Source organism: Amycolatopsis sp. NPDC049252, assembly GCF_043197175.1.
Classification (GTDB): domain Bacteria; phylum Actinomycetota; class Actinomycetes; order Mycobacteriales; family Pseudonocardiaceae; genus Amycolatopsis.
Genome location: NZ_JBICSQ010000026.1, coordinates 22,196 through 38,522, shown reverse-complemented (window position 1 = coordinate 38,522; position 16,327 = coordinate 22,196). Strand labels below are relative to the sequence as shown.

The following is a 16,327-nucleotide window of genomic DNA, read 5'->3' as shown; positions in this document are numbered from 1 at the left end:
CGAAGTCACCTCGGGGACGCGGGGGGAACGGGGGCTCGGGCGGGGGTTCACGACATGCCCAGTTCTTTGTCGAGCAGCTCGAAGATGTCGTCGCCGGTGGCCGACTCGAGCTCGGCGTCGGCGGTCTCCGCGCTCCGGTGCGCGTCGCTCCACTTCGCGAGCAGGCTCTGCAGCCGCAGCGTGATGCGGGGGTGCTCGGCCTGGTCGTGGCCGGGCGCCAGCAGCAGCGCTTCGAGCCGGTCCAGCTCGCCGAGCACGGCCGGGCGGGCCGCGGCGACGGGCTCGTCCAGCAGCGCCTCGCGCAGGTACCGGGCCAGCTCCAGCGGGGTCGGCTGGTCGAACACCACCGTCGCGGGCAGCCGCAGGCCGGTACCGGCGTTGAGCCGGTTGCGCAGCTCGACCGAGGTCAGCGAGTCGAACCCGAGCTCCTTGAACGGCCGGGCCGGGTCGACCTCGGCCGCCGAGAGGTGGCCGAGCACCGCGGCGACCTCGCCGCAGACCGTCTCGGTCAGCAGCTGCTCACGCTCCACTTCGGACATCGCGGCCAACCGCGTCTTCAGCGCGGCCCCGCCCGCGGCGGAGTTCTCGGCGACCCGGCGGGCGCGGTGCCGGATCAGTCCGTTGAGGACGGTCGGCACCCCGCCACCGGCGGCGCGGGCCCGCAGCGCGGCCAGGTCCAGCCGCACCGGCAGCAGCGCCGGTTCGGCCGAGGCCAGCCCGGCGTCGAACAGCGCCAGGCCTTCGGCGGCGGTCAGCGGCGGGATCCCGCCGCGGGTCATCCGGCGCACGTCGGCCTCGGTCAGGCTGCCGAGCATGCCGCCGCCCGCCCAGGGACCCCAGGCCAGCGACGTCGCGGGCAGCCCGGCCGCCAGGCGCCGCTGGGCGAGGGCGTCGAGGAACACGTTGGCCGCGGCGTAGCCGGCCTGCCCGGCGTTGCCGAACGTGCCGGCGACCGAGGAGAACAGGACGAACGCGGCCAGGTCGGTGTCCGCGGTCAGCTCGTGCAGGCGTTGGGCCGCAAGGGCTTTCGGTGCCCACACGGTGCCGAGCCGCTCGGGGGTGAGGGACTCGACGGTGCCGTCGTCGAGGACGCCGGCGGTGTGCACGACGGCGGTGAGCGGGTGCTCGGCGGGGATGGTGCCGAGCACCGCCCCCAACGCCGCGCCGTCGGTGACGTCGCACGCCGTGACCGTGACTTCGGCGCCCAGCCCGGCCAATTCCTCGACGAGGTCTCCTGCGCCACCGCTGCGGCTGAGCAACAGCAGGTGCTTCAGGCCGTGAGTGGCGACCAGGTGCCGGGCCACCAGTCGGCCAAGGGCTCCGGTGCCGCCGGTGATCAGCGCGGTGCCCGCCGGGTCGAGCTGCCGTGGGATCCGCAGCACGACCTTGCCGACGTGCTTGGCCTGGCTGAGGTGGCGGAACGCCTCCGGCGCGTGCCGGACGTCCCATGTGGACAGTGGCAGCGGCTCGAGCGCGCCGCTCGCGAACAGCGCGAGAACGTCGGCGAACAGCTCGGCGATCCGGTCCGGCCCGGCGTCGATCAGGTCGAACGCCTGGTAGCGGACGTCGTGCGCGGCGGCCACCTGCTCCGGGTCCCGGACGTCGGTCTTGCCCATCTCCAGGAACCGCCCGCCGGGTGCGGTGCTGCGCAGCGACGCGTCGACGAACTCGCCGGCCAGCGCGTCGAGCACGACGGCCATCCCGCCGCCGAACGACTGCTCGAACTCGAGCGTGCGGGAGCTGGCGAGGTGCGCGTCGTCCAGGCCCATCCCGCGCAGGACGTCCCACTTGCCGGGGCTCGCGGTGCCGAAGACCTCGGCGCCGAGGTGCCGGGCGAGCTGGACGGCGGCCATGCCGACGCCACCCGCGGCGGAGTGGATGAGCACGCGCTCACCGGCCTGCAGTGCGCCGAGCTGGACCAGCGCGTAGTACGCGGTCAGGAACACAATCGGCGCGGACGCGGCCTGCTCAAAGCTCCAGCCGTCGGGAATCGGGACCAGGTAACGGTTGTCGGACACCGAGACCGGGCCGAACCCGCCGGCGAGCAGACCCATCACGCGGTCGCCCGGGGCCAGCCGGGTCACGTCGGCCCCGACCTCCAGCACGACGCCCGCGCCCTCGATGCCGAGCAGCCCGGCCTCGCCGGGGTACATGCCCAGCGCGTTCAGCACGTCGCGGAAGTTGAGCCCGGCGGCGCGGACGCCGACCCGGACCTCGTGGCCGGCCAGCGGCGCGACGGCCTCCGCGCTGGGCACCAGAACCAGGTTGTCCAGGGTGCCCTTGGCCCGCGTGTCGAGCCGCCAAGCGCGGTCACCGGTCGGCGGTTGCAGCGCCCCGCCACCCCGCGTGACCCGCGGGACGAACAGGTCCCCGCCCCGGACCGCGACCTGCGGTTCGCCGGTGGCCAAAGCCGCGTCCAGCGGCTCGCCGTCGGGTGCGTCGACGAGGACGAACCGGCCGGGGTGCTCGGCCTGCGCGGACCGCACCAGGCCCCAGACGGCGGCCACGGCCGGATCCGGTGCCTCGGTGTACACCGCTTCGCGGGTCCGCAGCACCAGCTTCGAGTCGGCGAAGCGTTCTTCGGAAATCCAGCTCTGGACCAGCTCCAAGACCTCGGCGACGCTCGTTGCGTCGGCCACGACCAGTTCGGGCACGTCGTCGGCGATCTCGCTGAGCGGGACTGCGACGGCGACCGCGACGGGCTTCGGGATCGGCGTCCAGGCGAGCCGGTACAGCGATTCGGGTGCCGCGGGACCCGGGTCCGCCACGGCCGAAACCGGGCGCAGCACCAGGGATTCGACGGTGGCGACCGGCGCTCCGGACGCGTCCGCGACCAGCAGCGACACCGCGTCGTCGCCGGATGGGGTCAGCCGGACGCGCAGTTTCGCGGCACCGGCGGCGTGCAGCGTGACGCCGGTCCACGCGAACGGCAAGCGGGCCGGCCGCTCGCCGGGCTGGGCGACCTGGTCGCCGGTGCCGAGGGCGAGCGCGTGCAGGGCCGAGTCGAGCAGCCCCGGGTGCAGGCCGAACTCCGCGGTGCCGGCCGGCAGCGCGACCTCGGCGTAGATCTCGGTGGCCGTCCGCCAAGCGGCGGACAGGCCGCGGAAGCTCGGGCCGTAACCGAATCCGGCTTCGGTCATACCGTCATACAGACCGCTGACGTCGATGGGTTCGGCACCGACCGGAGGCCAGACGGCCAGGCCGTCGGACGGTGCGGCCGCGGCCGTCCCGAGCGCGCCTTCGGCGTGCAGGGTCCATTCGCCGCCACCGGCGATGCGGGCGTGGACGGTCAGCGGACGGAGTCCCCGTTCGTCGGTCTCACCCACGCGGACCTGGACGTCGACCGCTTCGTCCTCGGGCAGCACGAGCGGGGCGTGCAGGGTCAGGTCTTCGATCCGGTCGTGGCCGGCCTCGTCGCCGGCCCGCACGGCGAGCTCGACGAACGCGGTGCCGGGCACCAGGATCGCGCCGCGCACCCGGTGCTCGGCGAGCCACGGGTGGGTCCGGACGGAAAGCCGTCCGGTGAGCAGGAACCCGTCGTCGCCGGCGGTCGCGACGGCCGCGCCGAGCAGCGGGTGCCCGGCCGCGGCGACACCGAGGGCCGACGGGTCGCCGGTGACGGATACCCGCAGCGTCGGCCAGTAGCGGCGGCGCTGGAAGGCGTAGGTCGGCAGGGCGACCCGCGCCACCGTTCCGGGGAAGGCGGCGGTCCAGGTGACCGGGGTGCCGTTTACGAACGCCGTCGCCAGGCCGCCGAGCAGGGCGGGCTCCTCGGGGCGTCCGGCGCGCTGGGTGGGCGCGAACACGGCGTCGCCGGTGACGCAGTCCTGGCCCATCGCGGACAGGACACCGTCCGGGCCCAGCTCGACGAAGCGCGTGACGCCCGCGGCTTCCAGCGTGCGGATGCCGTCCAGGAACCGGACGGCGTCGCGGGCGTGCCGGACCCAGTAGCCGGCGTCGAACTCCAGCACCGGCTCACCGGTGACGGTCGAGACGATCGGTATAACCGACTGACCGTAAGACAGACTCTCCGCTATACCGCGGAACTCCGCCAGCATCGGATCCATCAGCGGCGAGTGGAACGCGTGACTGACGACCAGGCGCTTGGTCTTGCGGTCGGCGAAGTGCGCCGCCACGGCGTTTACGGCGGCCTCGTCACCGGAGATGACCGTCGAGTCCGGGCCGTTCAGGGCAGCGATGGTCACACGGTCTGACAGATATACCGAAACCTCGTCCTCGGTGGCCTGGATCGCCAGCATCGCGCCGCCGGACGGGAGCGCCTGCATGAGACGTCCGCGCGCGGCGACCAGCGTCACCGCGTCGGCCAGCGACAGGACCCCGGCGACGTGCGCGGCGGCCAGCTCGCCGATCGAGTGCCCGGCCAGGAAGTCGGGCCGGACGCCGAAGTGCTCCAGTTGCCGGAACAGCGCCACCTCCAGCGCGAACAGCGCGGGCTGGGTGTACTCGGTCCGGTCGAGCAGCTCCGGTTCGCCGAACATGACCGTCTGCAGTGGACGGTCGAGGTGCGTGTCGAACTCCGCGCACACGGCGTCCAGCGCCGAGGCGAACACCGGGTGCGCCTCGTACAGCTCGCGGCCCATCCCGGCCCGCTGGCTGCCCTGGCCGGTGAAGAGGAACGCGGTCCGGCCGGTGGCCGGCGCCGTCCCCTCGATCAGGCCGGCGAACGACTCGCCGCGGGCCAGCGCGCCGAGCCCGTCGAGCAGGGCGTCGCGGTCACCGGCGAGCACGACCGCGCGGTGTTCGTGGACGGCGCGGGTGCCCGCCAGCGCGGCGCCGAGACCGGCCAGGCCGAGTGCCGGCTGGTCGTCGAGCTGGGCGCGGAGGCGCTGGGCCTGGTCGCGCAGGGCGTCGGCGTTGCGGGCGGACAGCACGAACGGGGCCGTCGACAGCTCGGGCTCCGGCGCCTCCACCGCTTCCGGCGGCGGGGCCTGCTCGAAGACGGCGTGGGCGTTGGTGCCGCTCATGCCGAACGACGAGAGCCCGAACCGGCGGGGCGCGCCGGTCTCCGGCCACGGCGTCGGCTCGGTGACGAGGGCGACCGACCCCGCCGACCAGTCCACATGGGACGACGGGGCGTCCACGTGCAGGGTCTGCGGCAGCACGCCGTGTTCCAGCGCGAGCACCATCTTGATCAGCCCGGCCACCCCGGCCGCGGCCTGGGTGTGCCCGATGTTGGACTTGACCGAGCCGAGCCACAGCGGTCGCTCGCGGTCACGACCGTAGGTCGCGATCAGGGCCTGCGCCTCGATCGGGTCGCCCAGCTGGGTGCCGGTGCCGTGCGCCTCGACGACGTCGACGTCCGAAGTGGACAGTCCGGCGGCCGCGAGCGCCTGGCGGATCACGCGTTGCTGCGACGGGCCGTTCGGCGCGGTGAGGCCGTTGGACGCGCCGTCGGAGTTGACGGCGGAGCCGCGCAGCACGGCGAGCACCGGGTGGCCGTTGCGCCGGGCGTCGGAAAGCCGCTCCAGCAGCACCATGCCGGCGCCCTCGCCCCAGCCGGTGCCGTCGGCGGCGTCGGCGAACGCCTTGCAGCGGCCGTCGACGGCGAGACCGCGCTGGCGGGAGAACTCGATGAACGCGGCCGGGGTCGCCATCACCGTCGCGCCGCCGGCCAGAGCCAGCGAGCACTCGCCCGAGCGCAGGGCCTGGGCGGCGAGGTGCACCGCGACCAGCGAAGACGAGCACGCGGTGTCGACGGTGACCGCCGGGCCCTCGAGCCCGAAGTTGTAGGCCAGCCGCCCGGACACGACGCTCGCCGCGTTGCCGGTGGCGACGTGGCCCTCCATCGCCTCGACCGAGGCCATCAGGAGGTTGACGTAGTCCTGGCCATTGGTGCCGGTGAAGACGCCGGTCCGGCTGCCCCGCACCGTGCGCGGGTCGACGCCGGCCCGTTCGAAGACCTCCCACGACGTCTCCAGCAGCAACCGCTGCTGCGGGTCCATGGCCAGGGCCTCGCGTGGGCTGACCCCGAAGAACGCGGCGTCGAACTCCTCGGCGCCGTCGAGGAAACCGCCCGAGCGGGAGTAGCTCGTGCCCTGGTTGTCCGGGTCGGGGTCGTAGATCGCGTCGGCGTCCCAGCCGCGGTCGGCGGGGAAGTCCGACACGGCGTCGCCGCCGGCGCGCAGCAGCTCCCAGAACTGTTCGGGGGTGCGGACACCACCAGGGAAGCGGCAGCTCATGGCCACGATCGCGATCGGCTCGGTACCGTCCACAGCGGACTCGACGACGTCGTCCACAGCGGACTCGTCGAACAGCTCCGCGGCCAGCAGGTCGGCGAGCGCCAGCGGGCTCGGGTGGTCGAAGACCAGCGTCGCGGGCAGCCGCAGGCCGGTCGCGGACTCGACCAGGTCGCGCAGCTCGACGGCCATCACCGAGTCGAAGCCGAGTTCGCGGAAGGCCCGGCCGGGCTCGACGGCGTCGGTCCCGGCGTAGCCGAGCACCCCGGCGACCTGGTGACGCACGAGTTCCAGCAGGACGGCCGAACGCTCCGAAGCGGACGCCCCGGCGAGCCGGCTGCGCAGCGCCGATCGCACCGCGGGCTCGGCGGACTCGGCGGCGGGGCGGCTGTCCAGGGCCGCCCGGACCTCGGGCAGCTCACCCAGCAGCGGGCTGGGCCGAGCCGCGGTGAAACCGGGGGCGAAGCGCGCCCAGTCGACGTCGGCGACCGTGACCGCCGGCTCGTCCCCGGCGACCGCGCGGGCCAGCGCGGCGACCGCGAACCGCGGCGCCATCGGCGTCACGCCCCGGCGGCGCAGGTGCTCGGCGGCGTCGCCGGTCGCCATCCCGGCCTCGGCCCACGGACCCCACGCGACGGACGTCGCGGGCAACCCGGCGGCGCGGCGGGCCTGGGCCAGCGCGTCGAGGAAAGCGTTTCCGGCGGCGTAGGCCGACTGGCCGGCGCCACCCCAGGTGCCGGCGATGGAGGAGAACAGGACGAAGGCGTCCAGCTCACCCAGCAGTTCGTCGAGGTGCGTGGCCCCGGCGACCTTCGCGGTGACGACGTCGGCGAGGTCGGCCGGCGACATCTCCTCGAAGGCCTGCGCCTGGGCGACGCCGGCCGCGTGCACGACGGCGTCGAGCTCGAAGCGGGCGACCAGCGCGGCCACCTCGTCGCGGTCGGCGATGTCGCAGGCGACGATCTCGACGTCCACATCGGACAGTTCGGCCCGCAGCTCCGCGGCACCCGGAGCGTCCGGGCCGCGGCGGCTGGTGAGCACCAGCTTGCTCGCGCCGTTCGCGGCGAGCCAGCGGGCGACTTCGGCGCCGAGCGCGCCGGTGCCGCCGGTGACCAGCACGGTCCCGCGCGGCGTCCAGACGCCGTCGCGGCCGGTGGCGCGGGTGAGACGGCGGGCGAAGAGACCGTTGGCGCGCACCGCGATCTGGTCTTCGGCACCGAGCCCGGCCAGCACGCCGGGCAGCCGCAGCAGGGCGCGGGCGTCGAGGTCGTGCGGGAGGTCGACGCTCCCGGCGATCCGGTCGGGGTGTTCGAGCGCGACCGCGCGGCCGAGCCCGGCGACCGCGGCCTGGGCGGCGAAATGCTGCCGGTCCCCGGCCGGGCGATCAGCACGGCTGACGGCCACCGCACCCCGGGTGACCAGCCACAACCGGGCCAAGGAGGCGACGCTGCCGAGCGCCGGGGCCGACGCGGCACCCCCCGGCATCCCGACGTTCTTGTCGGTCGCCGCCGGCACTCCCGCGCTCGCACCGGCAACGTCGCCGAGGGCCTGGGCCGACGCGGCACCGCCCGGAATCCCGATGTTCTTGTCGGTCGCCGCCGGCACTCCCGCGCTCGCACCGGCGACGTCGCCGAGGGCCTGGGCCAACGCCGCGGTTGCCGCGACGCCGTCCGGCACTCCGGCGTTCGCGCCGGGCTCTGCCGTGGCGAGCAGCGACAGCACACCCGAGACCGGACCCTCCGCGAACACCTCGCGCAGCAGTTCGGCGAAGATCGGGCGGTCGGCCGCGACCGGGACACGCAGGATCCGCGTCTCGGCGCCCGCCTCGGTCAGCGTGTCGACGACCGCGGCGAGGATCTCCTCCTCGCCGTCCGGCGCGACGAGCAGCCAGGTGCCGCCGACCCGGTTCGCGGCCGCGGGCAGCGGCTGCCAGGTGACGCGGTAGCGCCACGAGTCCGCGGTGGACAGTTCGGTGCGGGACCGGCGCCACGCCGACAGCGCGGAGACGACCGGGCCGACCTCACCCTCGGGCAGGGTGAGCGTGCCGGCCAGCGATTCGACGTCCTCGCGCTCGACGGCGTCCCAGAACCGCGCCTCACCCTCGTCGACCGGGCCGGACGCGGACACGGCCGGGACGTCGAGCCAGTAGCGCTGCTCCTGGAAGGCGTACGTCGGCAAGTCGACCCGGGCGGCGGGGCCGAAGACGGCGGTCCAGTCCACCCGGGCGCCGCCGGTGTGGGCGGCGGCGAGCGCGGTCAGCGCCGTGCGGGCGGCGGGACGTCCTTCGCGCAGTGCGGCGGCGAAGGTGCCGATGCCCTCCAGGCAGTCCGGGCCCATCGCGGTGAGCACGGCGTCCGGGCCCAGCTCGACGAACGTCGTGACCCCGCGGGCCGCCAGCGTCCGCATCCCGTCGGCGAACCGCACGGCCTCCCGTACGTGCCGCACCCAGTAGTCCGCGTCGAACTCCGCGATCAGCTCACCGGTGACGTTCGAGACGATCGGTATAACCGTCCGACCGTATGACAGAGACTCCGTAATACCGCGGAATTCGGCCAGCATCGGCTCCATGAGCGGCGAGTGGAACGCGTGGCTGACGACCAGGCGCTTGGTCTTGCGGCCCAGGTCGGTGAAGTGCGCGGCGACCGCGAGCACGGCGTCCTCGTCACCCGAGACGACCGTCGAGTCCGGGCCGTTGATCGCGGCGATGGTCACACCGTCTGACAGATATACCGAGACCTCGGCCTCGGTCGCCTGGATGGCCACCATCGCACCGCCGGACGGCAGCGCGTCCATCAGCCGGCCACGCGCCGCGACCAGCTTGACCGCGTCGGCCAGCGAAAGCACCTCGGCGACGTGCGCCGCCGCGATCTCCCCGACGGAGTGGCCGAGCAGGTGACTCGGCCGCGCGCCCCAGTGCTCGAAGAGCCGGAACAGCGCGACTTCCAGCGCGAACAGCGCCGGCTGCGCGTACCCGGTGCGGCCGAGGAGCGCGGCGTCGGACGAGCCCGCCTCGGCGAACATGACCATCCGCAGCGGCCGGTCCAGGTAGGCGTCGAACTCCGCGCACACCGCGTCGAGCGCGGCGGCGAACTCGGGGTGGACGTCGTAGAGGTCACGGCCCATGCCCGGTCGCTGGCTGCCCTGGCCGGTGCACAGGAACGCGGGCGCGACGCCGGCCGCCGAGCCGCGGACGACGTTCGCCGCCGCCGCTCCCCCGGCCAGCGCCGTCAGGCCGCGGACCAGCTCGTCGGTGTCCTCGCCGACGACCGCGGCGCGGACGTCGAACGCGGTGCGCGCGGTGGCCAGCGCCCGGCCGATGTCGTGCGGGTGCCCGGCGCCGGCGTGCTCCAGCAGCCGGGACGCCTGCCCGCGCAACGCGGCTTCGGTCCGTCCGGAAAGGACCCAGGCCACCGGCCCGCCGGTGGGGGCGGACGTCTCGGGAGCCGGGTCGCCCTGCTCCAGCACGGCGTGGGCGTTGGTCCCGCTGATGCCGAACGACGACACCCCGGCGCGGCGCGGGCGCCCGGTCTCGGGCCAGTCGCGCGTGTCGCGCAGCACTTCGACCGCGCCGTCCGCCCAGTCGATCCGGGTGGACGGCCGCTCGGCGTGCAGCGTCTTCGGCAGCGTGCCGTGGCGCATCGCCATGACCATCTTGATGATCCCGGCGACGCCGGCCGCGGCCTGCGTGTGGCCGAAGTTCGACTTGATCGAGCCGAGCCACAGGGGTTCCCCGGCGCGGTCGCGGCCGTAGGTGGCCAGCAGGGCCTGTGCCTCGATGGGGTCACCGAGCGAGGTGCCCGTGCCGTGCGCCTCGACGGCGTCCACATCGGACAGTTCGAGGCCGGCCGCGGCGACCGCCTGGCGGATCACCCGTTGCTGGGCCGGGCCGTTCGGCGCGGTCATGCCGTTGGACGCGCCGTCCTGGTTGACCGCGCTGCCGCGGACCACCGCGAGCACCGGGTGCCCGTTGCGGCGCGCGTCGGAAAGCCTTTCCAGCAAAAGCATGCCGACGCCCTCGCCCCAGCCGGTGCCGTCGGCGCCGTCGGCGAACGACTTGCACCGCGCGTTCTCGGCGAGCCCGCGCTGGCGCAGGAACTCCATGAAGATCGTCGGGGTGTTCATCACGGACACGCCGCCGGCCAGCGCCATCGAGCACTCGCCGGTGCGCAGCGCCTGCGCGGCCAGGTGCAGCGCGACCAGCGACGACGAGCAGGCCGTGTCGATGGTGACGGCCGGGCCCTCGAGGCCGAACGTGTAGGCGATCCGGCCGGACGTGATGCTGCCCGCGCCGCCGTTGCCGAGGTGGGCGCTGTACTCGTCGAGGCCGTCCGAGGCGTAGAGCCGGGAGCCGTAGTCGTGGTACATGACGCCGGCGAACACGCCGGTCCGGGAGCCGCGCGCGGCCGCCGGGTCGATCCCGGCGCGCTCGAAGGCCTCCCAGGTCGTGGTCAGCAGGAGCCGCTGCTGCGGGTCCATCGCCATCGCCTCACGCGGGCTGATGCCGAAGAACTCCGGGTCGAAATCGGCTGCGTCGTAGAGGAAACCGCCCTCGCGGGCGAAGCGCGAGCCGTCGCCGTCCGGGTCCTGGCCGTAGAGCAGCTCGGGGTCCCAGCCGCGGTCGGCGGGCAGCGCGCCGATGGCGTCGGTGCCCGAGGAGACCAGCTGCCACAGGTCTTCCGGCGTCCGGACGCCGCCGGGATAACGGCAGCTCATCGCGACGATGGCGATCCGGTCGTCCGTGTCGTCCACAGTGGACTTCGCCCGCCGGACCGGCACGATCTCGCCGGCGCCGAACAGTTCCCCGCGCACGTGCCGGGCCAGCGCGAGCGGCGTCGGGTGGTCGAACACGAGGGTCGCGGGCAGCCGCAGGCCGGTCGCGAGGTTGAGGCGGTTGCGGAGGTCGACCGCGGTCAGCGAGTCGAACCCGAGGTCCTTGAACGGCTTGCCGTCGCGCACCTCGTCGGCGGACGCGTGGCCCAGCGCGGCGGCCGCGGTGGTCCGGACCAGGTCGAGCAGCTGCTGCTCGATCTCGGCCTCGCCGAGGCCGCTCAGCCGTTCGCGCAGCAGGGACTCGTCCTCGGCGGCGCCGGCCGCGGCACGGCGCGCCGGAGCGCGGACGAGCCCGCGCAGCAGCGCCGGCACCGAGCCGGGCTTCGCCGTCGACGCGGCCAGCCGCACCGGCACGAGCAGGGCGTCGCCGCCGCCGGTGGCCAGGTCGAACAGGGTGAGGGCGTCTTCGGTGGGCAGCGGCTCGATGCCGCCGCGGCTCATCCGGCCGAGGTCGCCGTCGTCGAGGTGGCCGGTCATGCCGGACGCCTGCGCCCACAGGCCCCAGGCCAGCGACGTCGCGGGCAGCCCGGCGGCGCGCCGGTGCGCGGCCAGCGCGTCGAGGAAGACGTTGGCGGCGGCGTAGTTGGCCTGACCCGGCCCGCCGAAAGTCCCGGCGGCGCCGGAGAACAGCACGAACGCGCGCAGCGGCAGCCCGGCGGTCAGCTTGTGGAGGTTCGCGGCGGCGTCGACCTTCGGGCGCAGCACGGCGGCCAGGCGTTCGGGCGTCAGGGACTCCACGGTCCCGTCGTCGAGCACGCCCGCGGTGTGCACGACGGCCGTGAGGTCCGCGGTCCGCGCCAGCAGCGCTTCGAGGGCGTCGCGGTCGGCGACGTCACACGCCGCGATCTCGACGTCGGCACCGAGTGCGGTCAGCTCTTCCGCCAGTTCGACGGCACCGTCGGCGGCGAGGCCACGACGTCCGACGAGCAGCAGGCGCCGGACGCCACGCTCGGCGACGAGGTGGCGGGCCACCAGCCCGCCGAGGGTGCCGGTGCCGCCGGTGATCAGGACCGTCCCGTCCGGACCGAACACCGTGTCGTCCACATCGGACACGCTGTGCCGCGTCAGGCGCGGGGCGTACGCGACGCCGTCTCGTACGGCCAGCTCGGCCTCGTCGGCGGCGAGTGCGGCCGGCAGCAGGTCGAGCAGGCTGTCGGGCGTGACCGCATCGACATCAACGACAGCAAAGCGGCCCGGGTGTTCCGAACGCGCCACGCGCAGCAGACCCCAGACGGTCGCCGCGGCGGGGTCGCCGCTGCCGTCCGGACCGAGCGCGCCGCGGGTCACGAAGACCAGCCGGGAGCGGTCGAACTTCGGCTCCGCGAGCCAGGCCTGGACCAGGTCGAGGGTGTCCCGCGCGGCCCGGTGCGCGGCGGCCGCGAGCCCGTCGCCCCCACCCGGGGAGACCACGACGAAGTCCGGTGCGCCGCCTTCGCTCGACGCCGCGAGCGCGGCGAGGTCGGCCCAGGAGGCGACCGAGCCACCCAGAGGCGTGCCGAGCTGCGCCCAGGTGGCCGAACCGTCCACTACGGACAGCGGCAGCTCCGGCCAGTCCACCCGGTACAGCGCGTCCCGGACCCGGCCGGCGTCACCGATGGCCGCGGCGTCGACCGGACGCAGGACCAGCGACTCGACCGCGGCGACCGGGCGGCCGCTCTGGTCGGCGACGTCGAGCGAGACCGTGTCCTGACCGGCCGGGCTCAGCTTGACGCGGATCGCGTCGGCCCCGGCCGCGAACAGCGTCACCCCGCTCCAGGAGAACGGCAGCAGCCCGCGGGCGGACCCGGTCAGGCCGACGCCGTGCAGTGCGGCGTCGAGCAGGGCCGGGTGCAGGCCGAACCGCCCGGCGGCAGGCTTGACGGCGTCGGGGAGGCGGACGTCGAGGTAGAAGTCGTCACCGGCGCGCCAAGCGGCGTGCAGGCCACGGAAGGCGGGCCCGTACTGGAAACCGGCGGCGGCGAAGGCGTCGTAGAGGCCGTCGACCGGGACCACCTGCGCGCCTTCCGGCGGCCAGGTCACGGTGCCGTCGGGCGCCGGGTTGCCGGACGTCGTGAGGGTGCCGGTGGCGTGCCGCGTCCACGGCTCGTCGAAGGCGGCGTCGGCGGGCCGGGAGTAGAACTCGATGGTCAGCGGGTCGCCGGCGCCGACCGTCACCTGCAGCGTGACCCCGCCGCGTGCGGGCAGCACCAGCGGTGCTTCGAGGGTCAGCTCGGCCAGCCGGTCGCAGCCGGCCTGGTCCCCCGCCCGCACGGCCAGCTCGACGAAAGCCGTGCCGGGGAACAGGATCGTGCCGCCGACGGCGTGGTCGGCCAGCCACGGCTGGGTGTGCGCGGACAGCCGGCCGGTGAACAGGAACCCGTCGCCGTCGGCCAGCGCGACGGTGGCGCCGAGCAGCGGGTGCGCGGCCGCGCCGAGCCCGGCTGAGCCGAGGTCGCCGGTGCGGATCGCGGAGACGTCCGGCCAGAACCGGCTGGGCTCGAAGGCGTAGGTCGGCAGGTCGGCGCGCTCGCCGGTGCCGTACAGCACGGCCCAGTCGGGCACGACCCCGCCGGCCAGCGCCTCGGCCAGGGACAGGTGGAACCGCGCGAGGCCGCCTTCACCGCGGCGCAGCGTGCGCACGGCGACCGCCTCGACGCCCTCGTCCTCGAAGATCTCCTGCAGCCCCACGGTGAGCACCGCGTGCGGCGCGACCTCGAGGAACGCGCCGATCTCTTCGGCGAGCATGACGCGGACGGTGCCGTCGAACCGCACGGTCTCGCGCAGGTTGCGGAACCAGTAGTGCACGTCGAGGGTCGTGGTGTCGATCCGCTCGCCGGTGACGGTCGAGTAGAACGGCAGGTCGGTGGCGCGCGGGCGGACCGGGGCGACGGCGCGTTCGAACTCCTCGCGCAGTTCCTCCAGCTGCGCCGAGTGTGCGGCGTAGTCGACGGCGACCCGCTTGGCGCGCACGCCGTCACGCTCGCACCGGGCGAGCAGTTCGTCGAGCGCGGCGACGTCACCGGAGACAACCGTGCTGCCGGGGCCGTTGACCGCACCGATCGAGAGCGGGCCGCCTGCGATCAGGGTTTCGACTTCGGCCTGCGGCAGTGCCACGGAGACCATGCCGCCCCGGCCGGACAGACGGAGCGCCAGCCGGCTGCGCGTCACGATGACCAGGGCACCGTCCTCGATGGACAGTGCGCCCGCGGCGACGGCCGCGGCGATCTCGCCCTGGGAATGTCCGACGAACGCGTCCGCGGTCACGCCGTGCGCGCGCCAGACCTCGGCGAGTGAGACCATCACGGCCCACAGCACGACCTGCTGCACGTCCACGCGGTCCACTTCGGACGGTGCGCCTTCGGCACCCGCGATCACGTCCAGCAGCGACCAGTCGACGTGCGGGGCCAGCGCGGCCGCGCACGCGCGCATCCGGTCGGCGAAGACCGGGGACGCCGTTATCAGCTCACGGGCCATGCCCTCCCACTGCGCGCCGGCGCCGGGGAAGACGAAGGCGGTCCGGCCGGAGGAGGTGACCGAGGCCCGGGTGGCCGTCGTCAGGTCGTCCAAAGCGGACAGCAGCGCGTCCCGGTCGGAAGCCTCCACGACGGCGCGGTGTTCGAAGACCGCCCGTGTCGTGGCCAGTGTGCGGGCGACGTCCACAAGGGACAGTTCAGGGTGCGCGGCGAGGTGGTCGCGCAGGACCTCGGCCTGCCGGGTCAGCGCGGCCTCGGTACGCCCGGACAGCAGCAGCGGCAGGGTGCCGCCGACGGGCACCCGAGGCGCTTCGGGGGCCTCCTCCGGTTCGGGGGCCTGTTCGATGATGGCGTGCGCGTTGGTGCCGCTCATGCCGAACGACGAGACGGCCGCGCGGCGCGGTTCGCCGGTCTCCGGCCAGGTCCGCGCCTCGGTGAGCAGCTCGACGGCGCCGGCCGCCCAGTCGACGTGCGGGGTGGGCTCGGTGACGTGCAGGGTCTGGGGCAGGACGCCGTGCCGGATGGCCTGGACCATCTTGATGATGCCGCCGACGCCGGCCGCGGCCTGCGAGTGGCCGATGTTGGTCTTCATCGAGCCGAGCAGCAGCGGGCGTCCGTCCGGGCGGTCCTGGCCGTAGGTGGCGAGCAGCGCCTGGGCCTCGATCGGGTCGCCGAGCGAGGTGCCGGTGCCGTGCGCCTCGACCGCGTCGACCTGCCCGGCCGACAGCCGCGCGTTGGCCAGCGCCTGCAGGATGACCTTCTGCTGGGCCGGGCCGTTGGGGGCGGTGAGGCCGTTGGACGCGCCGTCGGAGTTGATCGCCGTGCCGCGCACCACCGCGAGCACGGGGTAACAGAGGCGGCGCGCGTCGGAGAGCCGGGCCAGCAGCAACATGCCGACACCCTCGGCCCAGCCGGTGCCGTCGGCGGCGGCGTCGAACGCCTTGCAGCGGCCGTCCGGCGCGAGCCCGCGCTGGCGGCTGAATTCGACGAACGCACCCGGCGTCGACATCACGGTCACGCCGCCGGCCAGCGCGAGCGAGCACTCGTCCCGGCGCAGCGCCTGCGCGGCGAGGTGCACCGAAACGAGGCTCGACGAGCACGCGGTGTCGACGGTGACGGCGGGCCCTTCGAGCCCGAAGCTGTAGGCGACCCGGCCGGAGAAGACGCTCGCCGCGCTTCCCGTCGCGACGTGGCCTTCTACGCCTTCGGGCGCGTCGGCGAGAAGCGTCGCGTAGTCGTGGCTGGTGGTGCCGACGAAGACACCGCACTGGGTGCCCTTCAGCGAAGCGGGGACGATGCCGGCGCGCTCGAAGGCTTCCCACGACGTCTCGAGCAGCAGCCGCTGCTGCGGGTCCATGGCGAGCGCTTCGCGCGGCGAGATGCCGAAGAACGCGGCGTCGAACCGGCCGGCTTCGCTGAGGAAGCCGCCTTCGTTCGCGTAGGTCGTGCCGCTGTGGTCGGGGTCCGGGTCGAAGACGGCGTCGGTGTCCCAGCCGCGGTCCTCGGGGAACGGGCCGATGACGTCGCGCCCCTCCGACACCAGCTCCCAGAGCTGCTCCGGCGTCCGCACACCGCCGGGGTACCGGCAGCTCATCGCGACGACGGCGATCGGTTCCTGCGTCCGGTCCTCGAGGCTGCGCAGTTTCTGCCGGGTCTGGTGCAGGTCGGCGGTGACCCACTTCAGATAGTCACGGAGCGTCGCCTCATCGGCCATCGCCGCACACCTCACTTGTCGCCGTGTCTGCGTCTCCCGGCTTCGTTCGGTGAGGCTGTTTTCCACGGTCTTTCCCGTGGTCACAGCGCTGCGCCGACGAACCGGTGCCAGGGAAACCTATGAATCCGCAGACT

The 16,327-nt window shown here is 74.5% G+C and carries 1 protein-coding gene; it reads right to left on the bottom strand.

Translation table 11 applies throughout. The annotated features are described in order from the left end of the window. Positions 1-47 precede the first annotated feature (47 nt). The gene (locus ACGFMK_RS25600) at positions 48-16,193 is read right to left on the bottom strand and encodes an SDR family NAD(P)-dependent oxidoreductase (RefSeq protein ID WP_392767953.1); all 16,146 of its coding nucleotides are present in this window, start codon (positions 16,191-16,193) and stop codon (positions 48-50) included. Positions 16,194-16,327 lie beyond the last annotated feature (134 nt).